At 72.3% G+C, this 24,481-nt stretch carries 21 protein-coding genes and 1 riboswitch; of the genes, 2 read left to right on the top strand and 19 right to left on the bottom strand.

Annotated elements, in window-relative coordinates; translation table 11 throughout:
• Positions 1-25: 25 nt before the first annotated feature.
• From OG753_RS33765 to OG753_RS33750, 4 genes are all read right to left on the bottom strand, one after another.
• Positions 26-1,906: an ATP-binding protein gene (locus OG753_RS33765; protein WP_405791253.1), complete on the bottom strand. Its 1,881-nt coding sequence runs from the start codon at positions 1,904-1,906 to the stop codon at positions 26-28.
• A 288-nt stretch (positions 1,907-2,194) separates the two neighbouring features.
• Positions 2,195-3,436 carry an MBL fold metallo-hydrolase gene (locus OG753_RS33760; RefSeq protein WP_327265399.1) on the bottom strand — a complete coding sequence of 414 codons (1,242 nt, stop codon included), beginning with the start codon at positions 3,434-3,436 and terminating at the stop codon, positions 2,195-2,197.
• Between the two features lie 97 nt (positions 3,437-3,533).
• Positions 3,534-4,319 carry an SGNH/GDSL hydrolase family protein gene (locus OG753_RS33755; protein ID WP_327265398.1) on the bottom strand — a complete coding sequence of 262 codons (786 nt, stop codon included), beginning with the start codon at positions 4,317-4,319 and terminating at the stop codon, positions 3,534-3,536.
• Between the two features lie 163 nt (positions 4,320-4,482).
• Positions 4,483-5,442 carry a LysM peptidoglycan-binding domain-containing M23 family metallopeptidase gene (locus OG753_RS33750; protein WP_405791252.1) on the bottom strand — a complete coding sequence of 320 codons (960 nt, stop codon included), beginning with the start codon at positions 5,440-5,442 and terminating at the stop codon, positions 4,483-4,485.
• Between the two features lie 4 nt (positions 5,443-5,446).
• A riboswitch (cyclic di-AMP (ydaO/yuaA leader) is annotated at positions 5,447-5,643 on the bottom strand.
• A 292-nt stretch (positions 5,644-5,935) separates the two neighbouring features.
• Between OG753_RS33750 and OG753_RS33745 the strand changes: the two genes are divergently transcribed.
• Positions 5,936-6,727: a tyrosine-protein phosphatase gene (locus tag OG753_RS33745; RefSeq protein ID WP_327265396.1), complete on the top strand. Its 792-nt coding sequence runs from the start codon at positions 5,936-5,938 to the stop codon at positions 6,725-6,727.
• A 48-nt stretch (positions 6,728-6,775) separates the two neighbouring features.
• Here the strand turns inward: OG753_RS33745 and OG753_RS33740 are convergent, their stop codons facing one another.
• The 15 genes from OG753_RS33740 to OG753_RS33670 all read right to left on the bottom strand — a co-directional run bounded on the left by OG753_RS33740 (position 6,776) and on the right by OG753_RS33670 (position 24,243).
• Positions 6,776-8,194, bottom strand: coding sequence for an aspartate aminotransferase family protein (locus OG753_RS33740; protein ID WP_327265395.1), 1,419 nt, complete (start codon positions 8,192-8,194; stop codon positions 6,776-6,778).
• Positions 8,191-9,222, bottom strand: coding sequence for an adenosyl-hopene transferase HpnH (hpnH, locus tag OG753_RS33735; RefSeq protein WP_327265394.1), 1,032 nt, complete (start codon positions 9,220-9,222; stop codon positions 8,191-8,193). Before hpnH ends, OG753_RS33740 begins: the two co-directional genes overlap by 4 nt.
• 5 nt (positions 9,223-9,227) lie before the next feature.
• Positions 9,228-9,896 carry a 1-hydroxy-2-methyl-2-butenyl 4-diphosphate reductase gene (locus OG753_RS33730; RefSeq protein ID WP_405791251.1) on the bottom strand — a complete coding sequence of 223 codons (669 nt, stop codon included), beginning with the start codon at positions 9,894-9,896 and terminating at the stop codon, positions 9,228-9,230.
• Positions 9,896-11,926, bottom strand: coding sequence for a squalene--hopene cyclase (gene shc / locus OG753_RS33725; RefSeq protein WP_405792907.1), 2,031 nt, complete (start codon positions 11,924-11,926; stop codon positions 9,896-9,898). The genes OG753_RS33730 and shc overlap by 1 nt, the downstream gene beginning before the upstream one ends.
• 306 nt (positions 11,927-12,232) lie before the next feature.
• Positions 12,233-13,408: a polyprenyl synthetase family protein gene (locus OG753_RS33720; RefSeq protein ID WP_327265391.1), complete on the bottom strand. Its 1,176-nt coding sequence runs from the start codon at positions 13,406-13,408 to the stop codon at positions 12,233-12,235.
• Positions 13,405-14,784, bottom strand: a complete 1,380-nt coding sequence (gene hpnE, locus OG753_RS33715) for a hydroxysqualene dehydroxylase HpnE (RefSeq protein WP_327265390.1) — start codon at positions 14,782-14,784, stop codon at positions 13,405-13,407. The genes OG753_RS33720 and hpnE overlap by 4 nt, the downstream gene beginning before the upstream one ends.
• A 292-nt stretch (positions 14,785-15,076) precedes the next feature.
• Positions 15,077-16,009, bottom strand: a complete 933-nt coding sequence (hpnD, locus tag OG753_RS33710) for a presqualene diphosphate synthase HpnD (protein WP_383201890.1) — start codon at positions 16,007-16,009, stop codon at positions 15,077-15,079.
• 44 nt (positions 16,010-16,053) lie between these two features.
• Entirely contained in the window at positions 16,054-16,947 is an 894-nt protein-coding gene (hpnC, locus tag OG753_RS33705; protein WP_327265389.1) for a squalene synthase HpnC, read from the bottom strand.
• A 420-nt stretch (positions 16,948-17,367) separates the two neighbouring features.
• Positions 17,368-18,150 carry an ABC transporter ATP-binding protein gene (locus tag OG753_RS33700; protein WP_327265388.1) on the bottom strand — a complete coding sequence of 261 codons (783 nt, stop codon included), beginning with the start codon at positions 18,148-18,150 and terminating at the stop codon, positions 17,368-17,370.
• Positions 18,143-19,072, bottom strand: a complete 930-nt coding sequence (locus tag OG753_RS33695; RefSeq protein WP_327265387.1) for an ABC transporter permease — start codon at positions 19,070-19,072, stop codon at positions 18,143-18,145. Before OG753_RS33695 ends, OG753_RS33700 begins: the two co-directional genes overlap by 8 nt.
• A 94-nt stretch (positions 19,073-19,166) precedes the next feature.
• The gene (locus OG753_RS33690; protein ID WP_383205177.1) at positions 19,167-20,012 is read right to left on the bottom strand and encodes a glycosyltransferase family 2 protein; all 846 of its coding nucleotides are present in this window, start codon (positions 20,010-20,012) and stop codon (positions 19,167-19,169) included.
• Positions 20,013-20,047: 35 nt separating this feature from the next.
• Positions 20,048-20,827 carry a CDP-alcohol phosphatidyltransferase family protein gene (locus tag OG753_RS33685; protein ID WP_327265385.1) on the bottom strand — a complete coding sequence of 260 codons (780 nt, stop codon included), beginning with the start codon at positions 20,825-20,827 and terminating at the stop codon, positions 20,048-20,050.
• On the bottom strand, positions 20,805-21,866 hold the full coding sequence (locus OG753_RS33680) for an iron-containing alcohol dehydrogenase family protein (RefSeq protein ID WP_405791250.1): 1,062 nt from the start codon (positions 21,864-21,866) through the stop codon (positions 20,805-20,807). The genes OG753_RS33685 and OG753_RS33680 overlap by 23 nt, the downstream gene beginning before the upstream one ends.
• Positions 21,854-22,618 carry a phosphocholine cytidylyltransferase family protein gene (locus OG753_RS33675; RefSeq protein WP_327265383.1) on the bottom strand — a complete coding sequence of 255 codons (765 nt, stop codon included), beginning with the start codon at positions 22,616-22,618 and terminating at the stop codon, positions 21,854-21,856. Before OG753_RS33675 ends, OG753_RS33680 begins: the two co-directional genes overlap by 13 nt.
• On the bottom strand, positions 22,615-24,243 hold the full coding sequence (locus OG753_RS33670) for a DUF5941 domain-containing protein (RefSeq protein ID WP_327265382.1): 1,629 nt from the start codon (positions 24,241-24,243) through the stop codon (positions 22,615-22,617). Before OG753_RS33670 ends, OG753_RS33675 begins: the two co-directional genes overlap by 4 nt.
• Here OG753_RS33670 and OG753_RS33665 point away from each other — a divergent pair.
• Positions 24,229-24,372 carry a hypothetical protein gene (locus tag OG753_RS33665; RefSeq protein ID WP_405791249.1) on the top strand — a complete coding sequence of 48 codons (144 nt, stop codon included), beginning with the start codon at positions 24,229-24,231 and terminating at the stop codon, positions 24,370-24,372. The genes OG753_RS33670 and OG753_RS33665 overlap by 15 nt on opposite strands.
• Positions 24,373-24,481: the final 109 nt, after the last annotated feature.

Raw genomic sequence — 24,481 nt, 5'->3', positions numbered from 1 at the left:
TCCTTGCTGAGGTGAGGGGTCGGGGTCATGCCTGGTTCTCCGACTGGGCGAGACCGAAGCCCCGTTGGAAGGCGGCCATCAGTCCAGGGTCGTGCAGGGGCTGCTCGGGGTCGGCGGCCCGCCGCGGGGCGGGAGCCTCGCGCAGCTGGGGCGCGAGGTGCTGCTGGGCGCGGCGCCGGGGCAGGACCGGCCGGTCGCCCTCGGCGAGCTCGGCCGGCGCACCGGGTACGGGACCGGCCGCGGGCGTCCGAGCCGGCGCGGACCAGGACACGGCCCCGGCCCCGGCCGGTGAGACCGGCGCGGGCCCGAGCCGGGGATCGGCCGCGGGCGCCGACCAGGACACCGCCCCGGAGCCGGGCATGGAGCCGGGCGCGCGTGCGGAATCCGGATCGGGGCCGAAATCGGGACGGCGATCAGGACCGGGAGCGGGATCGGGACCGGTCCGCGGGGCGGGGACGGTACCGGCCGTCGCACCGGACCGGGGCGCGCGCAGCGGCTCGGGCTCCGGGACCGCCACCGGCAGGGGCCCGGGGCGGGGCTCCGGTTCGTACGGGGCCCCGGTGCCCGGGAATCCGGGCGCCTGCCAGGTCTCCGGCGCGGGCGCCGGCCGGGGCATCCGTACCGGCTCCAGGGGTGGCGACGACGCCCCCTGCCCGGTCCCCCACGCCGTGGTCCGGGAACCGCCCGCCGCGTCGGCCGCGGTGGGCGCCTGCGCACCCAGCAGCTCCTGGGGCAGCACCAGCACGGCCAGCACACCGCCGTAGATGTTGGACTTGAGCTCGACGGCGATCCCGTGCCGGCGGGCCAGCGCCGACACCACGAACAGGCCGATCCGTCCGTCCGCCAGCAGGTGCCGGACGCTGACCTGGTCGGGGTCGCCGAGCAGGGCGTTCATCCGGTGCTGTTCCTCGGCCGGCATGCCGAGCCCCCGGTCCTCCACCTCGACGGCGATCCCGGCGGTGACCCGCTCGGCGCGCAGCACCACATCGGTGTCGGGGGCGGAGAAGACCGTCGCGTTCTCGACGAGTTCGGCCAGCAGGTGCACGACGTCCGCGACGGCGTGCCCGCGGACGCTGCCGCCGGCCGGGGGCACCACCTTGACTCTGGTGTACTGCTCGACCTCCGCGACCGAGGAGCGGAGCACTTCGCTCAGGTCGATGGGCCTGGTCCACTGGCGCCGGGAGGCGGCGCCGCCCAGTACGGCGAGGTTCTCGGCGTGCCGGCGGATACGGGTGGCGAGGTGGTCGACGTGGAAGAGCTCCTTGAGGAGGTCGGGGTCCTCGACCGTGTCCTCCAGGTCGTCCAGCAGCGAGATCTCGCGATGCACGAGGGACTGGAGCCTGCGCGCGAGGTTGACGAAGACCTCGACGGTGCGCTCGCTGTCGGACGGGGCGGCCGGTCCGGCCAGCCGCAGGAGGGTCGTGTGCGCCTGTTCCCGGGCTCCGCGCAGCTCCTGGGAGAGCAGCCAGAACTCGTCCGTCCCGGCCGGATCCCCGCCGGGCGGGGCCGCGCCCGGGCCCCCGCGCGCCTGGCGGGGCGGGGCTTCGCCCCGTTCCAGCAGGTTGGCGGCCGTGCGCAGCTCGTGGCGGCCGCGCACGCTGGAACGGCGCAGCGCCTCGCACCGGTCCCGTACGGCCTTGGCGGCGCGCTGGGCCCCGAGCAGGGCCGCAGCGAGCGCGCCGACGACGAGGAGGGCGCAGCCGGTGAGCACCGGCCACAGCCGGGCGTCGCGGTCGCCGGCTCCCCCGCCGAGCTGGAGGGTGAAGATCACCGCGGCTGCCCCGCTGAGCGCGGCGGCGAGCGTGGGCAGCACGGCGGCGCGCACCAGCTGGGGGCGTATCTGCCTACCGGGACCGGTGACGGCGTGTCTCGACGGGGCGTGGCGGGCGGCGCGGGGTCCGGACATCGGCGTCCTCGGTACGTGGGGCCCGGCCCCCAGCGTTCCCGGGGTCCGGTGTTGATCACCGAATACCCACGCTAGACCTCGTTACCGCGCCCCGGACGGCCAGTTGGCGAACTTCGCGGGGGTGCTTCCCGCTCCCGGTGGAGCGCTCGTACAGCCGCCCGAATGCGCCGGTCGGACCCCGCGGACCGCCCCGGCGCCGCCCCGCGGCCGCCGGCCGGACCGGTCCCGGGACGGCCGCCGGCCGCCCCGATGTGCCGGGGCGGCCGGAAGGTCCGTCCGCGCGGTGCGCTACGACCCGACGGACTCCGGCTTCTCCTGTCCGCCGGTTCCCGCGGAACCCACGCGCGCCGCCGTTCCCGCCACTGACCCGGCTCCCAGCGGAGGAACGGCCGAAGGGCCGTCGACCGGGCCGCCCGTCCGCTCCCCGGCCACGAACGGGCGCCACCACGGCATGCTCGGGGCTCCGGCGGTGCCGGGCTCGAACGGCTGGCCGGGGATCGGCAGGGCGACGGCCGCTCCGGCCCCCTCGGCCGCGGCCAGCGTGCCCTCTCCCGGCTCGTCCCACGGATGCAGGGCCAGGTTGAAAGTGCCCCAGTGGATCGGCAGCATCGTGCCGTGGGGGGTGCCGCCCTGCAGGTCGAGGTGGGCGCGCATGCCCTCCTCGGGCGTCATGTGGATGTCGGGCCAGTACTCCGAATACGCGCCGATCTGGATCATCGTGGCGTCGAAGGGCCCGTGCTCGGCGCCGATCTCCTCGAAACCGGGGAAGTAGCCGGTGTCCCCGCTGTGGTAGATCCGGTGCTCGTCGCCCGCGACGACCCAGGACGCCCACAGAGTGTGCTGCTGGTTGCGCAGGCCACGGCCGCAGAAGTGCCGGGCGGGGGTCGCCGTGAGGGACAGTCCGGCGATCTTGGTGCTCTCGTTCCAGTCCAGCTCGCGCAGCCGGTCGGCCGGTACGCCCCAGCGCTCCAGGTGCGCGCCGACCCCGAGCGGCACGGCGAAGACCGTGTCCGTACCGGCCAGCTCCTTGATCGTCGGCAGGTCGAGGTGGTCGTAGTGGTCGTGCGAGATGACCACGACGTCGACCTCGCCCAGCGAGGACAGCGGGACCGGCACCGGGTGCAGCCGCTTGGGCCCGGCGAAGGGGAAGGGGGAGCACCGCTCGCCCCAGACCGGGTCGAACAGCACCCGGCGCCCGTCGATCTCCGCGAGCACGCTGGAGTGCCCCATCCAGGTCAGCCGCAGGCCGCTCGCGGGCGGCTTCGCCAGGTCCGCGAGGGTCGTCGGGTGCACCGGGATCGGCGCGGCGGGGCTGCGGCGGACCCGCTGCTCCCGGTGGAAGTAGATCTTGGCGAACTCCGCCATCGAACCCGAGGGCCTGTTCCGGGCCCCGACCGGGTTCTGGAAGACTCCGTCGGCGAAGTTCGGCGAGCGGCGGATCCGCTCGAGCCGGGCGCCGGACGGGTCCGCGCCGAAGGCTTCGGGCCGCAGGGCACGCAGCCGCGGACGCAAGGGACGGGAGCCGGTCAAAGCGCCTCCAGGGAGGATGGGGTCAGGATGGCCGTATCTCTACGACCATCCCAACGCACACCGGCCCCGAAGGATTCCGCTTGTCGCTCCCGCGCCGCTACAGCGGCAGCAGGTCCGGCCGCTTCGCCTCGACGTGGTCCCCGGAGGACTCCCCGCGCAGCCGCCGCCCGATCCACGGGGCGAGGTGTTCGCGGGCCCACTGGATGTTGTCCCGGGTCACGTCCACCGAGCCGCGCGGCCGCTCCGGGGGCCACGGCTGGTCGGGGTCGGCCGGTACGTCCAGTCCGAGCACCTGCGCGGCGCGCAGCGCGACCCGCGTGTGGCCCTCGGGAGAGAGGTGCAGCCGGTCCGTGTCCCAGGCCCGCCGGTCCTGTACGGACTTCAGCGACCAGAGGTCGAGCACCGGGCACTCGTAGCGGTCGGCGATGGCGCGGACGTGTGCACTGTAGGTCGCGACCTTGCCGCGGAGGTGCTTGAGCACCGGTACGCCCCGGGTGTCGAAGCCCGTGGTGATCATGACAAGGCCGACGGACCCGGTGAGGTCGGCCACGGCCGCCTCGAACCGCTCCGCCACGTCGTCCGGGTCGGTGCCGGGCCGGATGATGTCGTTGCCGCCCGCGCAGAAGGTCACGAGGTCCGGCGCGAGGTCCTTGGCTCTCGGGAGCTGGTCGGCCACGATCTGGTCCAGGAGCTTCCCCCGCACCGCCAGATTCGCATACCGGAAGTCGTGCTCGTCGCGCTGATCGGCCAGGAGCACGGCGAGCCGGTCCGCCCAGCCGAGATAGGAATCCCCGGGTCCCGGGTCCCCCACGCCTTCGGTGAAGCTGTCCCCGATCGCCGCGTACGAGCCGATGGTCTTGAGTTTGGTCGTCGTCGCTGCCACGGGAACCCATACTTCACTCCCGTAACCAACCTACGCCAACGTAATGAGGGGTTGACGGACCGTGATCTGTACCACGTGGGGGATAAGGAATAAGTACACGTGAGGCCGGGACCCCCCTCGGGTCCCGGCCTCACGTGTGTCGGTGGTCCGACGGCGGGTGCCGTCAGAGGCTCGCGCCCTTCGAGCGGAGGTACGCGATCGGGTCCAGGTCCGAGCCGTAGGACGGGGTCGTACGGATCTCGAAGTGGAGGTGCGGGCCGGTCGAGTTGCCGGTGGAGCCGGAGAGTCCGATGGACTGGCCGGCGGTCACGCTCTGACCGGAGGAGACCGAGAGCTGGGACAGGTGGGCGTACTGCGAGTACTTGCCGTCCGCGTGCTGGATGACGACCTCGTTGCCGTACGAGCCGCTCCAGCCGGCGGAGACCACGGTGCCCGCGCCGACGGCCCTGACGCTGGTGCCCATGGAGGCGATGAAGTCCACGCCGGTGTGGTAGCCGGAGGACCACATGGCGCCCGCGACCTTGTACTGGGTGGAGATCCCGCCGCCGACCGGGGCGACGAAGCCGGCGGCCGACTGCGGAGCGGCGGGCGCCTCGGCGGCGGCTTCCTGCTGCGCCGGGGCGGCCTTCCCGGCCTGCTTGCGCACGGAGGGGGCGGACTTCGCGGCGGACTCCGGCGCGGGCTCCGCGGCCGGCTTCGCCTCGGCCTCGGGAGCGGCCTCGGCCGGCTTCGCCCCGCCCGGACCACCGAGGGTCAGCTTCAGGCCGGGGTGGATCAGCGACGGGTTGCTGCCGACGGCCTCGCGGTTGTCGGCGTACAGCTGCTCCCAGCCGCCGGAAAGGTGGCGCTCAACGGCGATCTTGGAGAGGTAGTCGCCCGGCACGACCGTGTAGACGGTCGGCGCGGCCGCGGTGGCGGCGACGGGAGCCGCCTGCAGAGCGGCCGGGGCCTGCGGGGCCACCGCGGGGGCGACCGCGGTCGCGGCGGCCGGGGCACCGGCGGCGTGGGCGCCGGCGGCTCCGATCAGCGGCAGCGCGAGGGCCGCACCCCCGGTTCCCGCGACGGCGAAACCGCGCGAAAGGGAAAGGGACTTGGGACGGCGGTGCTTACCCTTTGCAGGCATGACGAATTCCTCTCCGGCGCCTGCGAGGTGAGCTGTCGGGTTCGGACTGGAGATGTCCGGCCGTGCATGTACTGGACATGAACGGCTTCACCCCGAGCCGTCCCGGCGAAAAGATCTCCGGTACGGCGGCTTACCTGGTTCCCCCGCTCCTGCCGCGCGAATAGGTCGGGTGCGGTTTCCGGGAGGCGGCAGGATTTGGCGGTCCACCCGGATCGATCGCGAAGGTAATCCCTTGCGGCCACGGGTAACAAGCCGCGAATTCCCTGACGGAATCACAGACATGAGGGACCGAAGGAATTACCGTCACCCTCCGTCCATTCCGCACGGCCAACAGCCGCCCCGACTGGGCCATTCGCCTTTAGCGATCAGGCACTCACGGTCACCGTATGATCTGGCTCACGGGGACGCGCCCGATCTCGCCTCCCGATATGGCAAGTTGGCGCCAAACAGTGTAATTCGGACAGAGGCCCCACGACGTGGCGGAGGAGTTGCTTTGACCCAGCAGATACAGGAGCCGGAGCTGACCGGAGTGCGCAATTTCCGCGATGTGGGCGGATTGCCGACTTCTGACGGACGAACGGTCAGTACGGGACGACTGTTCCGAAGCGGACATCTCGCACATGCCACCGAAAGCGATGCAGAATTCCTCGCCTCGCTCGGCCTCCACACCATCTTCGACTTCCGCAACGGCGCCGACCACGCGCTGGAGGGGCCGGACGTCGAGCTGCCCGGCGTCCGGAACCTCAACATCCCGCTCTCGGACCCGGCCGACGGACGGGAGTTCTGGCGGCTGGTCCGCGACGGCGACCTCGTCCAGCTGCGCGAGATCCTCGGCGACGGCAAGGCGGCGGCCCGCATGTCGAACTCGTACCGCGGGATCATCCGGCAGCGCACCGCCGAGCACAGCCGGGTCGTGCACGCCCTCGCCGAGGACAGCGTCCCCGCCCTCATGCACTGCGCGGCCGGCAAGGACCGGGCCGGCCTGTCGATCGCCGTCACCCTGCTCGCCGTGGGCGTCGAGCGTGAGGCGATCGTGGCGGACTACCTGGAGTCGAACGCCCCGCACCGCCGCTACCGCGTGCGCCGCAGCGACGAGTCGCCCGAGGCCCGTTCCCCCGAGGTCATGGAGCTGCTCCAGCCGCTCTTCGACGCCCGCGCCGAATACCTGCTGGCCGCCTTCGACACCATCGACGAGGTCTGGGGCGGGGTGGACCCCTACCTGGCGGAGGGCCTCGGGCTGCGGCCCGAGACCCTCGGCCGGCTGCGGGACCGGCTCCTGGTCTGACGCGGCGGGGCCCGGTTCCCGAGCCCCGCCCCCGAGGTCGGCGGGCCGTCAGCGCGCGGCGACGGCCTGCTTGACCAGCGTCCTGCCGAAGTCCCAGATCAGCCCGGATCCGCCGTGCGCCTCGTCCATGACCTCGCGGAAGGCCCCGACGAACCGGTCCACGTCCCCCTCGTCCACGATCAGCGGCGGGATCAGCTTGATCACCTCCAGGTGGTCCCCGGAGACCTGGGTGAGGATCCGGTGCTTCTGCAGCAGGGGCACCACGACCATCTGCGCGAAGAGCCCCTTGCGGGCCGCCTGCAACATCGTCCACCGGCTGCGCAGGCCCAGCGAGGAGGGCCGGCCGAACTCGATGCCGATCATCAGCCCGCGCCCCCGCACCTCGTGCAGCAGCTCGTACTCGTCCACCAGAGCGGCGAGGCGCCCGCGCAGCAGGTCGCCCATGACCCGGGCGTTCGCCACGACCTCCTCGTCCTCCATGACGGACAGGACCGCGAGGCCCGCCGCCATGGCCTGGGCGTTGGAACCGAAGCTCGCGGAGTGCACGAGCACCCGGTCCATGGACGAGTAGACCTTCTTGAAGATCCAGTCCTTGCCCAGGGTCGCGCCGACCGGGACGTACCCGCCCGAGAGCGCCTTCGCCACGCACACCAGATCCGGTTCCACGCCCGGCTCGTGCTGGTACGCGTAGAAGTCCCCGGTGCGCCCGAGGCCGGTCTGCACCTCGTCCGCGATCAGCAGCGCCCCGCGCCGGTGCAGCATCTCCTGCGCCGCGAGGAGGAAGCCGGGCGGGGCGGCCAGCACCCCCTTGCCCTGGACCGGCTCGACGATCAGTGCGGCGACGTCCCCGCGCTTCAGCTCCCGCTCCAGGGCCGCGAGGTCCCCGAGCGTGATCCTCGTGTCGGGGAGCAGTGGTGCGAAGCCGTCCCGGAAGCCGCCCTCCCCGTTGACCGAGAGGGAGCCCGTCGTGAGCCCGTGGAAGGCGTGGTCGCAGTAGAGGATCCTGGGGCGCCCGGTGGCGTACCGGGCGAACTTCAGGGCCGTCTCCACCGCCTCGGTGCCGCTGTTGCCGAAGAAGACCCGGTCCAGGTGGGGGCTGTACGAGAGCAGCTTCTCGGCCAGCAGCCCGGGCAGCGGCTGGCAGTCGAAGCGGGTGAGGTCGGCGAGCTGGGCGTCCAGGACGTCGTGCAGGGCCCGGCGGACGACCGGGTGGTGCCGGCCCAGACCCATCACTCCGAACCCGGCCAGCATGTCGAGGTAGTCGTTGCCCTCGGCGTCCCAGAAGTGCGCTCCCTCGGCCCGCTCGTAGACCTTGTCGAAGCCGATGGTGTGCAGCATCCGGGGCAGCTGGTGGTTGAGGTGCCGGGCGTGCAGCTCGTACCGTTCCGCGCCGCGCTCGGCCAGCAGGGCGCCGAGGTCGAAGCCCTTGCCCCGGCCGCCCTCCTCCTCCCGTGGCCGCGCGTTCATGCCGACTTGTCCCGGTTGCTGGCGATCGTCTCCCGGGCCGCGCGCAGGGATTCCTTGAGGGAGCCCATGGTGGCGAGGACGGCGGTGGGCTCGTAGCCGCAGTGCGCCATGCAGTTCGCGCAGCGCGGGTCCTTCCCGCGGCCGTACTTGTCCCAGTCGGTGTCGTTGATGAGCTCGCGGTACGTCGGTACGTAGCCGTCGCTCATCAGATAGCAGGGTCGCTGCCAGCCGAAGAGGGAGTAATTCGGAATGGCCCAGGCCGTGCAGGGGAAATCGACCTTTCCTTCCAGGAAGTCCAGGAAGAGCGGGGAGTGGTTGAGCCGCCAGCGGCGCCGGTTGCCGCCCGCGAAGGCCTTCCTGAAGAGTTCTCGGGTCTGTTCCACTCCCAGGAAGTGCTCCTGGTCGGGCGCCTTTTCGTAGGCGTAGGCGGGCGAGATCATCATCTCGTCGACCCGGAGGTCGTCATTGAGGTAGTTGAGCACCTCGATGATCGTCTGCGGGGTGTCGGTGTTGAAGAAGGTGGAGTTGGTGGTCACGCGGAATCCGCGCCGCTTCGCCTCCTTGATGGCCGCGACCGCCTCGTCGAAGACGCCCTCCTTGGCCACCGACTCGTCGTGGCGCTCGCGCAGGCCGTCGATGTGTACGGCGAAGGCGAAATACGGGGAAGGCGTGAACTTCTCGATCTTCTTGCGCAGCAGCATCGCGTTGGTGCACAGGAACACGTACTTCCGGCGCGCCACCAACTGACGGACGATCTCGTGGATCTGCGGGTGCATCAAGGGCTCGCCGCCCGCGATGGACACCATGGGAGCACCGGACTCCAGCACGGCGCCGACCGCCTGAGCGACCGGCATGCGCTGCTTGAGGACCCCGGCCGGGTGCTGGATCTTCCCGCACCCCTCACAGGCCAGGTTGCAGGCGTAGAGCGGTTCCAGTTCGACGATCAGGGGGAACTTCTCGCGCTTGCGGAGCTTTTGTTCGAGAAGATACGTCCCGACCCTGATGGACTGGCGCAGCGGCATGGCCATCTGGCTCACCTCCTGGGGAGCAGCAACGAACGGTGCCATTCATGAAACGCGGGCAGTACGGCACGCAGGACACGGAAGGCCGATATTCCCCCGCGAACCGTGCCGATACGGACGAGCTCGTGCTCCGGAGCGTCCACGATCACCCGGACGGCCGCAACCGGACGGCCGCCGCCCCGGGTGGCGGTCCACAGGGTGGCCGCGGACTCCATGTCGACCGCGATGGCGCCGGTGGCGCGCAGCTGTGCGCGCTCCTGGCCGCGGACGACGTGGTCGGATCCGGTCAGCGCGCCGGTGTGCACGGTCCGGCCCGGAGCGGCCCGGGCCAGTGCCTCTGCGAGCAGGGCGCTGCCGGTGCAGGTGACGGTTCCCTGCGGGTCCCGGGTCTCCTCGGCGACGACGAGGTCACCGGGGTGCATGCCGGGTACCAGACCGGCGCAGAACCCGGTCGCGAGGACGGCGGCCCGGTCCATTCCCGGCCGCTCCAGTGCCCGGTCGACGGCCCGCCCGGCCGCGCGCGGGCCCATCCCGGTGCGCAGCAGGGTGTGCCCGCCGCTCCGGCCGCGGTCCGGGCCGCGGGTCGCGCTGCGCAGCGCGACCTGCTCGATGCGCAGCGCGCAGGCCACCAGGAGCGGGCCGGGGCCGCCCGCGGCCCGGTCCCCGCCCGCGGCGGACATCACACCTCCCCGGCGGCGGCCGGGTGCACCCCGGCCGGGGCGAACGGTTCCCCGTACAGGTAGCGGCCGAGCGCCGTGAGCGGGAACACCTGCCGGTAGAGGTGGTAGTTGATGGAGAAGTCCCAGGGGAAGCCGGTGCCGGTGAAGTACGGCTCGTCCCAGGTGCCGTCCTCCCTCTGGGTCTCCACCAGGTGGGCGATGCCCCGCTCGACGGCCTTGCCGTCGCGCTCGCCGGCCGACAGCAGGGCCATCAGCGCCCACGCCGTCTGCGAGGCGGTGGAGGCGCCCTTCCCGGCCCAGGACGGGTCCTTGTAGGAGCGCTGGTCCTCGCCCCATCCGCCGTCCTCGTTCTGTACGGACTCCAGCCAGCGCACGGCCCGCCGGATCGCGGGATGCCCCGGGGCGAGGCCCGCGGCGGTCAGGGCCGGGACCACCGATCCGGTGCCGTAGACGTAGTTGGTGCCCCAGCGGCCGAACCAGCCGCCGGCCGCCTCCTGTTCGGCGAGCAGCCAGGCGATGCCGCGCCGGGTGCGGGCGTCCCCCGCCCGGCCCTCGAAGGCGAGCATCTCCACCACGTGGGCGGTGACGTCGGCCGAGGGCGGGTCGATGACCTCGCCGAAGTCGCAGAAGGGCAGCTTGTTCGGGTAGGGGCTGGTGTTGTCGGCGTCGAAGGCGCCCCACGCCCCGTTCCTCGACTGCATGCCGAGGTTCCAGGACACCCCGCGGGCGATCGCCGCCTCGACACGGGCCGGCTCCGGGTGCTTGATCCGGCGCAGGGCGAGGACCACCTCGGCGGTGTCGTCGATGTCGGGGTAGGTGTCGTTGTGGAACTCGAACGCCCAGCCGCCGGGGGCGAGTCCGGGGCGGCGCACCGCCCAGTCACCGCTGCGGACGATCTCCTCGCCGAGCATCCAGTCGGCGGCCTTGACCAGGGCGGGGTGGTCGGGGCGCAGGCCCGCGTCCGCCAGGGCGATCGCGGCGAGGCAGGTGTCCCACACCGGGGACTGGCAGGCCTCGATCATCCGGGCGCCGTCCTCGCGCCACACCGCGAACCGGTCCAGGGACTCCAGCCCGGCGCGCATCACCGGATGCCGCAGGTCGTAGCCGAGCAGGTGCAGGGCGATGATCGAGTACACGGCGGGCGGCTGGATCCCGCCCCAGCAGCCGTCGTTCTCCTGGCGTTCGATGATCCAGCGGCCGGCGGTGGCCATCGCGGCCCTGCGCAGCCTGCGCGGGGCGAACCGCCGGTAGACGTGCAGGGCCTTGTCCATGCGCTGGAAGGCGCCGTCCCAGCTGGTCAGCGGGGCGAGTCTTCTGGCGGGGTTGGGCACCCGCGCGTCGGCGTGGAGCTCGTCCAGGGCGAAGGGGGCCGGGCGGACCGGGCGCAGCGCGGAGACCACCGTGAGCGGGACGATGGTCTGGCGGGCCCAGCAGCCGAAGTCGTAGATGTTCAGGGGCACCCAGGGCGGCAGGAAGACCAGCTCGGGCGGGAGTTCGGGCAGGTGTTCCCAGTTCCACCAGCCGAAGAGGGCCAGCCAGATGCGGGTGAAGACGCGGGCGGCGGCGATCCCGCCGTGGGCCCGGATCCAGGCCGAGGCGCGGGTCATGTGCGGGGCGTCCGGCGCGTCCCCGGCGAGGCGCAGCGCGACGTAGGCCTCGATCGTGGCGGACAGGTCGGACGGGCCGCCGTGGAAGGTGGCCCAGGTGCCGTCCTCCCGCTGCTCGCCGCGGATGAAGAGAGCGGAGGCGCGGGTGGTGGCCTCGTCCCGGATGCCGAGGAACTGCCGCAGCAGCAGGTCCTCCGCGTCCATGGTGACGTTGGTCTCCAGGTCGCCCTTCCACCAGCCCTCGGGGTCCTGGCGTTCCAGCAGGTTCCGGGTGGCGCGCGCGGCGGCCTCGTACACGGCCGGCCGGGCGCCGTCCGGGCGGCGGGGCAGGTCGTCGGTGGGCCGCACCGTGCCCCGTACGGTGTCGCGCGCCGTGTCCCGCCCCGGCCCGGGGCGGGGCGGCCGGCCGATGAGCGCGGGCATGCCCGGCGGGCCGTGCTCGGCGCGCGGGCCGCTCCGGCCGGGCCGGGCCGGCACGGGCGGGGCCGGGGGCCCCGGTTCGGCGGCCAGGCCGGCGGTGCGGCCCGCGGGTCCGGGCGGCAGAGCGCCCGGGGTGGATTCGCTGCCAGCGCCAGCGCCCTCGGCGCTGCCGTCGGTCGTCGCTGTCATGGCTTCCCCTTAGAACAGTGTCCTCTGCTGTGCTGGGGTCTGCCGTCGGCCGGTGCGCGCCACGCTCAGGTGGCGGCGCCGGCCGGCGACTCGCGATTCATATCCGCTGTCGGGTGGCGATCACCTCTTGCGCACGACGACGAAGTCCGCGAGGGCCACGAGCTGGTCGCGCACGCGCTGCGGCATGTCGACGTCGTCCAGGGCCCGGATCGCGACGGCGTGCTGGCGGCGTGCCTCGTCGGCGGTCCACTGGCGGCCGCCGGCCGCCTCGATGAGGGCCGCTCGGGCCGCGAACTCCTCCTCCGAGAAGTTCTCGAAGTCGCTGCTCTTGGCGTCGGCGGCGAGCAGTTCGGCGAGCTGCTCGGAGGCTTCGCCGCCGGCCGCGAGGGCCGCGACCACCGGCAGGGACTTCTTGCGCTGGCGCAGGTCGCTCCAGGTCTGCTTGCCGGTCGCCTCCGGGTCGCCCCAGATGCCGAGCAGGTCGTCGACGGCCTGGAACGCGAGGCCCAGGTGGTAGCCGTACTCCTCCAGCTTGTCGGCAGTACGGTCGTCCGCGCCGCCGAGCACCGCGCCGATGGAGACCGCGCAGGCGAGCAGCGCGCCGGTCTTGTTGCCCTCCATCTCCAGGCATTCCTCGACGCTGACGCGCTCGCGGTGCTCGTAGGAGATGTCCTGCGCCTGGCCGTCGATGAGCTTGCGGCTGGCGGTGGTCAGCCTGCGGGTCGCGCGGCCCGCCTCCACGGTGCCGAGCTCCAGCAGGACCTCGTTGGCGAGGGCGAACAGGGCGTCGCCGACCAGGATCGCGAGGGCCGGTCCGTGCACCTTCCACACCGTGTCGCGGTGGCGGCGCTGCTCGTCGCCGTCCATCAGGTCGTCGTGCAGCAGCGAGAAGTTGTGCACGAGCTCGACCGCGACGGCGCCGGGGATGCCGACCTCGGCCGCGGCGCCCGCGGCCTCGGCGGAGAGCAGCGCAAGTGCGGGGCGCACGGCCTTGCCGCCGTCGCCGTCCGCCACGTTGCCCTGGGCGTCGATCCAGCCGAAGTGGTAGGCGGCGACGGTGTCCATGGGCGCCACGAGCCGGTCGACGGCGGCGCGGAGCGCGGGGGTCGACATCGTACGGCCGCGCTCCAGGAGAGCGACCGTGTCCGCCTTCTCCACGCCCCCTCCGGCTGTGCCCACACTGGCATCCGTGTTCTCGACAGCCGGATTCCCCGGGTTCACTGGCTCTCCTCTTGTTCCTGTACGTGCTGTACTCGTCGTGCTGGTGGTGCCGGTGCTGCTGATGGTGCTCGTCATGCCGCCTCCTGCAGAGGGTGTTCGCGGTGGCGGCCGAGCGCGGCGAGTGCGGCGTGCGCCGCGCTCAGTCCGCTCCGGACGGCGCTCTCCATGGTCGCGGGCCAGCCCGTGGCAGTCCACGCACCGGCGAGGTAGAGCCCCGGCGTGTCGGTGCGCGCCCCGGGGCGCAGCCGGCCGACGCCGGGGGTGGGGGCGAAGGTGGCCGTCCGCTCCCGGGTGACGAAGAAGTCCCGTACCTTGGCGCCGCGAGCGGCGGGCAGCAGCCGCTCCAGCTCCGGCAGGTACTTGGCGCGCAGGACCGAGACGGGCTCGTCGATGTCGTCCTGGGCGACGGACTGGGACAGGGCCAGGTACTGGCCGCCGTCGGGGAGTCCGGAGGAGTCGGTGCGGTCGAAGACCCACTGCACCGGGGAGCCGAGGGCCGCGAAGAAGGGCGCCTTGAGGACCTTGCGGTCGTAGACCACGTGGACGTTGAGGATGGGCGCGGTGCCGATGTCCAGGAGCTTGTCGGGGTCGGGCAGGGCTCCGGCGGGCAGCAGTCCGTGCGCCTCGCGCTGCGGGACGGCGAGGACGACGGTGCCCGCCTCCAGGGACTCTTCCTCGGTGTCGATCCGCCACGCCCCCTCGGACATGCGGGAGATGTCGGTGACCCGGCTGCGCAGTTCGGTCCGTACGCCGGCCGCGTCGAGCGCCTTGCGCGCGAGGGTGTCGTGCAGTTCGCCCAGCGGCACCCGGGCCCAGCCGATGTCGGCGGCGCCGTTCTCGGAGAGCAGGCCGGTCTTGAAGACCATGGCGGCCAGGCCGAGCGAGGACTGCTCGGCGGTGGCGTTGAGGGTCGCGACGCCGACGAGGTCCCACAGGGCCTCGATGGTGCGGGCCGACTGTCCGTAGCGGCCGAGCCAGGTCGCGAAGTCCAGGCCGTCCAGCGCCGGGTCGGCGGGGTCCAGGCGGCGCAGCGCGAGGGCGGCGCGGCCGACGCTCAGTCGCTCGGCGAGGGAGAGGTGCGGGTAGCGGGCGAGCGATCCGGCCAGATGCAGGGGCACGGGCAGGGCGCTGCGGCGCAGCCGGCCCAGGCGCGGGCCGCCGGGGCGGGCGACGTCCAGGACGGGTACGTCGAGCCGGTCCTGCAAGGGCGCGAGGGCGGCGCCGTCGACACGGTCGAGGAACCACCGGTAGGCGGTGCAGCACCGCAGGTAGACGTGCTGGCCGTTGTCGACCTCGAGGTCGCCGCGCTTGAAGGAGAAGGCGAGCCCGCCGAGCCGCGGGCGGCCCTCCAGCAGGGTGACCCGGAGCCCGGCGTCGGCGAGTTCGAGGGCGGTGGTGACCCCGGCGAGTCCGCCGCCCACGACCACGGCGTGCTGTTCGTAGCCGGTCATGCGCCCTCCCCCGGGGTGCGGTGGCCCTGCGGGCCGGCCGGACGGCTTTGAGCGGGCCCCGCGGCCCTTCCCGGGGCGAGGTCCCCGGGGGAAGACGCGGCCGTCCGCGCGGCGGTTGCCCGGACGTCGGCCCGATCCCTGGCCCGGTCGCCACGGGGGCCGCGGTGCTGCCGCGGGTGTGCGGACGCGGTCGCCCGGCATCCGGAGCCCGGCGCCGCGCCGACGGCGGGGCCGGTGGTGGAGACGGTGGTGGAGACGGTGAGGGGCGGGACGGCGGGGGCCATCGCGGTCATCAGCCTCGCCTCCGCGTGTTCTGGCGGGAGACGGTCCGCGCGTCGAGGCCGGACAGGCCGCGCACGGCGACGTACGCCTTCTCGTGCGGCGGCAGCGACACCCTGCCGCGCAGCACCGCCTCCGGCTCCCGCTCGATGCGGTCCAGCAGGCGCCGGTAGATGCCGGCCATGGCGGCCACGCAGGCGCCGCTGCGCCGGTCGAGCATCGGCAGCAGCCGGTAGCCCTCGGCGAACAGTGCGCGGGCACGCCGGACTTCGTGGTGGACCAGCCCGGCGAAGTCGGAGCCGGCGGGCATCCGGTCGCTGTGGAAGCCGTCCGAGCAGCCGAACTTGGCGAGGTCCTCGGCGGGCAGGTAGGTGCGCCCGTTGGCGGCGTCCTCGCGAACGTCCCTGAGGATGTTGGTGAGTTGCAGGGCGAGGCCGAGGGTGTCGGCGTACTCGCCGGCGCGCGCGGTCTCGGAGGCCGCCAGGCCCGAGCCGTTCACCGTGCCGAACACGCCCAGCGAGAGCCGCCCGATGGCCCCGGCCACGCAGCGGCAGTAGGTCTTGAGGTCGTCCCAGGTCTCGTAGGTCTCGCCGCGGACGTCCATCAGGACCCCGTCGATGAGCTCGTCGAGGCCGCCGAGCGGGATGGGGAAGCGGCGCGCGGCGTGCGCGAGGGCGACGGCGACCGGGTCGGTGTCGTCCTCGTCGATCTCCTCGGCCAGGATCCGCCCGAGCAGGGCGCGGGTCTCCTCCAGCCGGGCGAACTTGGCCTCGGGCGCCAGCGTGCCGTCGCCGATGTCGTCGACCCGCCGCGAGAAGGCGTACAGCGCGGACATCGCCTGCCGCTTGTCGGTCGGCAGCAGCCGGATGCCGTAGGCGAAATTGCGCGCCTGTGAACCGGTGACGGCCTCGCAGTAGCTGTAGGCCGCCGAAACCGGTGCGGACATCGCGGTCGGTGCGGACGGGTGTGTGGGGCCCTCCACGTTCGGGCTCACCTCTTTCTCGGCGCTGTGCGCAGGACGGCGGCCACCTCGCGGAGCAGGCCGGCCTTGGTGGGCTTGGGCGGGCCCGGGAGCACGTCGAAGCCGGCGGCGGTGACGGCTCGCAGGGCTGCACGCCCCCCTCCCACGAAGCCCGCGAGCAGCAGCCGGAGTCTGCCGTGCACGCTACCCACGAGCGGGGTGCCTTCATTCAGCAGCTCGCGTGCGCGCTCGCTTTCGAATGCGACCAGGGAGCGTACGGCCGCTCCGGCGGACGGGGCCGCGAGCTCCGCCTCGGTCACGTGGAAGCGGCGCATGTCCTCGGCGGGCAGGTAGATCCGGTCGCGGCCGAGGTCCTCGGCGACGTCCTGGATGTGTTCGACGATCTGCAGGGCGGTGCAGACGGCGTCGGAGCGGCGGATCCGTTCGGGGGTGCTGGTGCCGGTGAGGGAGAGCACGAGGCGGCCGACCGGGTTCGCGGACAGCTCGCAGTAGCCGGCCAGGTCCGCGTACGTCCCGTAGCGCGCGACGCGCTGGTCCTGGCGGTTGGCCTCGATGAGCCCGAGGAACGGCTCCGGGGTCAGGCCGTGGGCGCGCACGACGGGCTGCAGGGCCTGCAGCAGCGGGTGGCGCGGGGGGCCGGCCGGGCCGGCGGAGGCGTTGAAGACCCGGTGCAGGTCGGCCTCGAGGGCGTCCAGCATGGCGAGCCGGTCGTCGACCGCGGCGGGGTCGAGTCCGAGGAGTACGGCGTCGCGTCCGCCGGGGGCGAGGTCGCCGTCGCCGATGTCGTCGACGAGGCGGGCGTAGCCGTAGACGGCCGTCAGCCCGTCGCGCCAGGCGCGGGGCAGGAAGGCGGGGGCGACGGGGAAGTTCTCCGCCGTCGCCTTGTCGAGGGTGGCGCTCACGTGGACCGTGTCGGACAGGGGTCGGATGCCGAGCCCCGGGGTCACCGCCCGCCGCCCGGGGCGGGGACGGCCGTCGTGCCTGGGGGCCGGAGAATTCCCGTAGCCATTGCCGTCACATCTCCCGTTCTACACTGCCGACCCATTACATCCTATTTCGGACACGCCGCCGGGGGATTCCCCCGACTGCCCCAGGGCCCTTCACCTGCGGGGAATCGTCCCCTCTTGCCGCGATTGAGGACCGCCTCAGCTTACGCTGTAGAACGCCGCGGAGCCCGCTCGGGTATTCGCTCCGCCACCGAATGTCGCCGCCGAATGCGAGAACCGACTTCGGGAACAGACTTAAGGCCCCCGCCGCGCTGAGCGGCGGGGGCCTTCGGTGAAGCGTAAAGGCGCCGGAAGGGGCGCCGCGCGACCCGGAGGTCAGCCGTTGGTGGCCTTCTCGTACGCCGAGACGACTTCCTCGGTGGGCCCGTCCATGAGGAGCTCGCCCTTCTCCAGCCACAGCACCCGGTCGCAGGTGTCGCGGATGGACTTGTTGTTGTGGCTCACCAGGAAGACCGTGCCGGCCTTCTCCCGCAGTTCGCGGATGCGGTTCTCCGAACGCACCTGGAAGCTGCGGTCACCGGTGGCCAGGGCCTCGTCGATCATCAGAACGTCGTGGTCCTTGGCCGCCGCGATGGAGAAGCGCAGGCGCGCCGCCATACCGGAGGAATAGGTACGCATCGGCAGCGAGATGAAGTCGCCCTTCTCGTTGATGCCCGAGAAGTCGACGATGCTCTGGTAACGCTGCTTGATCTGCTCGCGGCTCATACCCATGGCGAGACCGCCGAGGACGATGTTCCGCTCGCCGGTGAGGTCGTTCATCAGGGCCGCGTTGACGCCCAGCAGCGAGGGCTGGCCGTCGGTGTAGACCTTGCCCTCCTCGCAGGGGAGCAGACCGGCGATGGCGCGCAGCAGGGTCGACTTGCCGGAGCCGTTGGACCCGATGAGGCCGATGGCCTCGCCGCGGTACGCGGTGAAGGAGACCCCGCGCACGGCGTGGACGCGCCGGACACCCGGGGCGTCGCCCTTCCGCCGGCGGATTATCTTGCTGAGCGCTGCGGTGGCCGCGCCCTTGCCGGCGCTGCCGGTGTTGACCCGGTAGACGATGTGGACGCCGTCCGCGATCACGGTGGGGATGCGCCCCTGAGTGTTGTCAGCCACGGCCGTAACGCTCCTCAGACTTCCAGAAGTACACGAAGCCACCGATGCCGATCACCACGGCCCAGCCCACGGCGAAGAGCCACACGTGCGGAGGCAGGTTGCTGCTGCCGTAGTCGTCGATCAGCGCGAACCGGATGAGGTCCATGTAGATCGCGACCGGGTTCCACAGCAGCACGTCGCTGATCCACTGGGGCTGGTCCTCGAGGTAGATCCCGATCGGGAACATGACGCCGGAGGCGTACATCCACGTACGCATCACGAAGGGCATCAGCTGCGCGAGGTCGGGGGTCTTGGAGCCCATCCGCGCGAAGATCATGGCGAGGCCGGTGTTGAAGACGAACTGGAGCGCCAGGGTCGGGATGACCAGCAGCCAGGCGAGCCGGGGGTAGTTGCCGAAGGCAACGGCGATCACGAAGACGACGATCATCGAGTACATCAGCTGCTGGAGCTGCTGGAGCGAGAAGGACACCGGCAGGGAGGCGCGCGGGAAGTGCAGCGCCCGCACCAGACCGAGGTTCCCTGAGATCGCCCGGACACCCGCCATCACCGAGCTCTGGGTGAAGGTGAAGACGAAGATGCCCATCATCAGGAACGGGACGTAGACGCCCTTGGGCATCTCGCGGCCCGCGCCGAGGATCAGGCCGAAGATCAGCCAGTAGACGGCCGCGTTCAGCAGCGGGGTGGCCACCTGCCAGACCTGGCCGAGCTTCGCCTGGCTGTACTGCGCGACCAGCTTGGCCCTGGAGAAGGCCATGATGAAGTGGCGCCGGCCCCAGAGCTGCCGCACGTACTCGCCCAGGCGGGGCCGGGCGCCGCTGACCGAGAGGCCGTACTTCCTGGCGAGCTCCGCGGGGCTCAGCCCCGCGTCGTCGGACGGCGGCCTGCTCGTGGCGAGGGCGCCGTCGTGGGTTGTGTCACTCACAAGTTGAAACTTTCGTCTTCAAGATGCGGCCAGGTGGGCATCAGGCTGGTGGCTCGAGGCCCGTGATCGCGTCATGTTCCCAGACGCGGGCTGGTCAGATGACAGGAGGTCGGCCCAGGCGGGTCAACCGCCAGACCGTCCGCCATCTCATCGGGCGGCGGGGTCCGCAGGGACTGGTCCATCCCTCCCGGAAACCGCCGAACCAGGCCTTGAGCGCCGGTGCCGACGGTCTGCGCAGGAGCGTCAGCAGGAGCCAGACGCCCAGGTAGACCGGGACCAGCGGGGCGGGCAGGTTGCGGCGGGCGAGCCACACCCGGTTACGAGCCACCATACGGTGGTAGACGGCGTGCCGGGAGGGGGCAGTTGTCGGGTGCAGCAGCACCATGTCCGACCGGTAGTCGATCAGCCACCCCGCGTCGAGCGCCCGCCAGGCCAGGTCGGTCTCCTCGTGAGCGTAGAAGAACTCCCCCGGCAGGGCTCCGACCTGCTCGAACACCCGCGTGCGGACGGCGTTGGCGCCACCCAGGAAGGTGGTCACGCGGGAGGAGCGCATCGGGTCGGAGGCGCGCAGCCGCGGCACGTGGCGGCGCTGGGTGACACCGGTCTCGGGGTCGGCGATCCGGAAGCTGATGATCCCGAGCCCGGGGTCCTCGGTGAAGGCCTGCCGGCACAGCTCGGCGGTGTCGGTGCGCTCCAGCAGACCGTCGTCGTCCAGGAAGAGCAGCACGTCCACGTCGCGGCCGCCGGGGCCGAAGGCCTCGATGCCGACGTTGCGGCCGCCCGGGATGCCCAGGTTCTCGGGGAGGTCGATGCTGCGTACGCCCTCGGGCAGGCCGGTGACCTGCACGCCCTGGCCGACGACGACCACCTCGACGGGGGCGCCGTCCTGGCGGGCCACCGAGTCGAGGAGCGCCTTGAGCTCGTCGGGCCGGTTGCCCATGGTGATGATCACGGCGCCCAGCCGCAGCGGGGCGCTCACTTGAGCCTGCTGGAGGCGAGGATGGACACCAGGTGGAGCACGGTCTGGAGCATCGCGATGCCGGCCAGTACGGCGACCCCGACGCGGGACCAGTAGAGGTCGCCCTGGATCTGGTCCACGACGGCCAGCACCAGGATGAGCAGCGAGGCCTCGATGCCGAGGATCAGGCGGTGGAACTTGAGCGCGGCCGCGGCCCGGCGGGCCAGCGCCATGCCCTTGGCGCGCGGCTCGGCGGCCGCGTCCTTGACCACGGGCTTGCCGGCCTGGTGGCGGGCGACGCCGACCAGGTCGGTCTCGGCCTTGATCAGGATCGCGCCGAGCGCGGCCAGGGTGCCCAGGAAGGCCCACAGCCAGTCGGCGCCGCCGGGGCCCCACAGGTCGGCGGCGCGCAGGCCGAAGCCGACCAGGACCGCCGCGTCGCAGAGGTACGCGCCGACCCGGTCCAGGTAGACCCCGGAGAGCGAGTACTGCTTCTTCCAGCGGGCGACCTCACCGTCGACGCAGTCGAGCAGCAGGTACATCTGGACCGCGACCACGCCGAGGACGGCGCCCAGGATGCCCGGCACCAGCAGCGCCGGGAGGGCGAGGACGCCGGCGAGGGTCATCAGGTAGGTCAGCTGGTTCGGCGTGACCTTGGTGGTGACCAGGACGCGGGTGATGCGCAGGGAGATCTCGCGCATGTAGAGGCGCCCGCCCCAGTGCTCGCCGCTGACCCGGTCCTTCACGCCCGCGGGGTGGACGACGGGCCTCAGTTCAGCTACGGATGGTCTTGACATAGTCGGCGTAAGCGTCCCTGATCTCGGCTGCGGACAGGTTGAGGTGCTCCAGGATCGTGAAGCGTCCCGGGCGGGTCTGGGGGGCGTACTCGACGGCCGCGACGAACTCGTCGACGCTGAAGCCGATCTCCTCGGGCCCGACCGGCAGACCGTGCCGGCGCAGTACCTCGACGAAGAGGCCCGCCTGCGCGGTGGCGCCGCGCAGGTGCATCGCGAAGGCGGCGCCGATGCCGACCTGCTCGCCGTGGAGCGCGGAGCGGCCCGGGTACAGCAGGTCGAAGGCGTGGCTGATCTCGTGGCAGGCGCCGGACGACGGCCGGGAGTCCCCGCTGATCGACATGGCGATGCCGGAGAGGACCAGCGCCTCGGAGAGCACGGTGAGGAACTCGTCGTCGCCGCATCCGCCGGGGTGGCGCAGCACGGACTCGCCGGCGGTACGCGCCATGGCGGCGGCCAGGCCGTCGATGGGCTCGCCGGTGATCTTGTGCGAGAGCTCCCAGTCGGCGATCGCCGAGATGTTGGAGATCGCGTCGCCGATACCGGCACGGATGAACCGCACCGGGGCGTCCTTGATCACGTCGAGGTCGATCACCATGGCGATCGGGGTGGGCACGCCGTAGGAACCGCGGCCGTTGTCGTTGTCCAGGATGGACACCGGCGAGCAGATGCCGTCGTGCGAGAGGTTGGTGGCGACGGCCACCATGGGCAGCCCGACCCGCGCCGCGGCGTACTTCGCGACGTCGATGATCTTGCCGCCGCCCAGGCCCACGACGGCGTCGTAGCGGCGGCCCTTTATGTCGTCGGCCAGCTTGACCGCGGAGTCGATGGTGCCGTCGACGACCGCGTACCAGTCGGCGTGCGGCAGGACGGGCTCCAGCTTGGCGCGCAGCGCCACGCCGGAGCCTCCGCTGATCGCGATGGCCAGCTTGCCGGAGGCGGAGATCCGCTGGTCGACCAGGAGGCCTGCCAGATCGTCCATCGCCCCGCGACTGATGTCGACGACGACGGGCGAGGGGATGAGCCTCGTCAGTACTGGCATGCGATCGTCCGGCCCTTGGCGAGGTCGTCGTGGTTGTCGATCTCGACCCACTTGACGTCACCGATGGGGGCCACGTCGATGGTGAAGCCGTCGTTGACGAGCTGCTGGTAGCCGTCCTCGTAGTAGAGGTCGGGGTCGCGCTCGAAGGTGGTCTTCAGGGCCTCGGCGAGCTGCTCGGCGGCCTCGGGCTCGATGAGGGTGACACCGATGTACTCGCCGGTGGCGTCGGAGGGCTCCATCAGCTTGGTGATCTTCTGGACGCCAGTCCGGGAAGCACTGCCGTCGGCGGTGACGACCTTCATCTCCTCGTCGGCCAGGTTCTTGACCGTGTCGAGGGCGAGGATGATCTTCTGGCCGTTGCCGCGGGCGGCGAGGAGCGTCTTCTCGACGGAGACCGGGTGGACGGTGTCGCCGTTGGCGAGGATCACACCCTGCTTGAGGACGTCACGCGCGCACCACAGGGAGTAGGCGTTGTTCCACTCCTCGGCCTTGTCGTTGTCGATTAGCGTGATCTTGACGCCGTACTTGGCCTCCAGGGCCTCCCGGCGCGCGTACACGGCTTCCTTGCGGTAGCCGACGACGATGGCGACCTCGGTGAGACCGACCTCGGCGAAGTTGCCCAGCGTCAGGTCGAGAACCGTGATGCTCTCCTCGTCGCCCTCGGGGCCGACGGGCACGAGGGCCTTGGGCAGGGTGTCGGTGTAGGGACGCAGGCGGCGTCCGGCCCCGGCAGCGAGTACAAGGCCGATCATGCTGGTTCTCCTTCGTCATGTACGGCGGGTGCTCCGGAGGAGACCCAGAATCGGATGCTCTCCACGAGCACCACGAGTGCCACGAACACGGCCAGGACCGTGAGCGCGACGGGGAAGTCCGCTTCGCGCGACGCGAGGACGGCCGCCAGGACCGTGATCAGCAGGACCCGGCCTTCGTGGCCGCCGATCGTCCGCACCAGCCAGTGCGGGGGCGCGCCGGTGCCACCGCGGATGCGGTACACCGTGTCGTAGTGATGGTAGGCGACCGCCGCGATCAGGCCGAATGCCGCCGGAAGGGCCCCGGGGACGTCCGCCTTGACGGCGAGCGCGAGCACCGTGACGTACTCGGCCGCCCTGAACAGCGGCGGGATCAGCCAGTCCAGTGCGCCCTTCAGCGGCGCGGCGACAGCGAGGCCCGAGGCCATGACATAGATCACCGCGACGGCGATCAGCCGCGGGTCGCCGAACGGCAGGAACACGGCGCCCGCGACCATCACCACCGTGCCCAGGGCGGCCACGTACACGGAGCCGAAGGATCCGGCGCGGCCGCGCAGCAGCCGGCCCTGGAGCTCGGCGAGCGGGCCGGAGTCGGCCAGGTCGGCCAGGGCCCGGGCCGCGCGGTCGGTGCGGGTGGCCTTGCGCGTCAGGGAGCGCAGGACCCGCCCGGCGGTGGTGTAGAGGGCGCCGAAGGCGCAGCCGATCAGCAGGGCGTAGAAGACGATCCGCGGGGTGGTGAAGGCGGTCAGCACCGCGATCATCGCCCAGCGCTCACCGATCGGAAGGATGATCATCCGGCGGATCCACACGGTCCAGCCGACGCTGTCGAGGCGGTCGGAGAGGGCCGCCGTCGGGGACGTGTTGGCGGTGGCGTCGTGGTTGGCCTCGTTGAAGGAGAAGTCCACGACGTGCCGGCAGGTCATGAGGATCATGGAGCCGACGGCCAGGGCCCAGACGTCGTCGCCGTTGCTGGCCGCGCCGAGCGCGAGACCCGCGTAGAAGGAGTACTCCTTCGCGCGGTCGAAGGTGGCGTCGAGCCAGGCACCCATCGTCGAGTACTGGAGCGAGTAACGGGCGAGCTGCCCGTCGGTGCAGTCCAGTACGAAGGAGACGAGGAGCAGCACACCGGCCGCGACGTAGCCCCAGCGGTCACCGGTGGCCGCGCAGCCGGCCGCGATCAGCGCGGTGATCAGCGAGGCGGTGGTCACCTGGTTCGGGGTCAGGCCGCGGCGCGCGCACCAGCGGGCGATGTAGCGCGAGTACGGGCTGATGCAGAAGGTGGTGAAGAAGCCGTCGCGGGACTTCACGGCGGTGCGCAGGCGCACGGCCTCGTCGTCGACGGCGTCGACGGCGGCGACGGCCGCGTCGCGCTCCGCCGGGCCGGCGGGGACGGCGGCGACGAGCGTGCCCAGTTCGGGGCGCTGGACGGTGGTCCCGGCGGCCTCGACCGCGGCGGCGAGGCGGTCCGCGTACGGGCCCGCCCCGTCGGTCTCCGCGGCGGCGGCACCGGCGGCGGCCTTGTCGAGGGCCTCGCGGGCGCCGGCCTGGACGGCCAGCGCACCGGTGACGGCGCAGGCGTCGAAGCGCGGGTCGGTCAGGGCGAGGCGCAGCGCGTGCACGTGCCCCACGAAGGCGCTGTCCACGACGGCCACCCGCTGGTCGGCGGGTACGCCGGCCAGTGCGGCGGCGGCGTCCTGCGGGCCGGCGGCCGGGCGGACGTCGAAGCCGAGGGAGCGCAGCTCGTCCGCGAGCGGTGATCCGGGGACCGGCAGGCCGGTGAGGATGACGGTCGGCAGACGAACTCACTCCTTGTAACGGATTCCGAACGCGCGCCTGATGGGGAGGCGGCACGTCGGCAGAGGCTAT

This window comes from Streptomyces sp. NBC_00029 (assembly GCF_045160505.1).
GTDB lineage: Bacteria > Actinomycetota > Actinomycetes > Streptomycetales > Streptomycetaceae > Streptomyces.
This window is presented reverse-complemented; position numbering and strand designations above follow the sequence as displayed.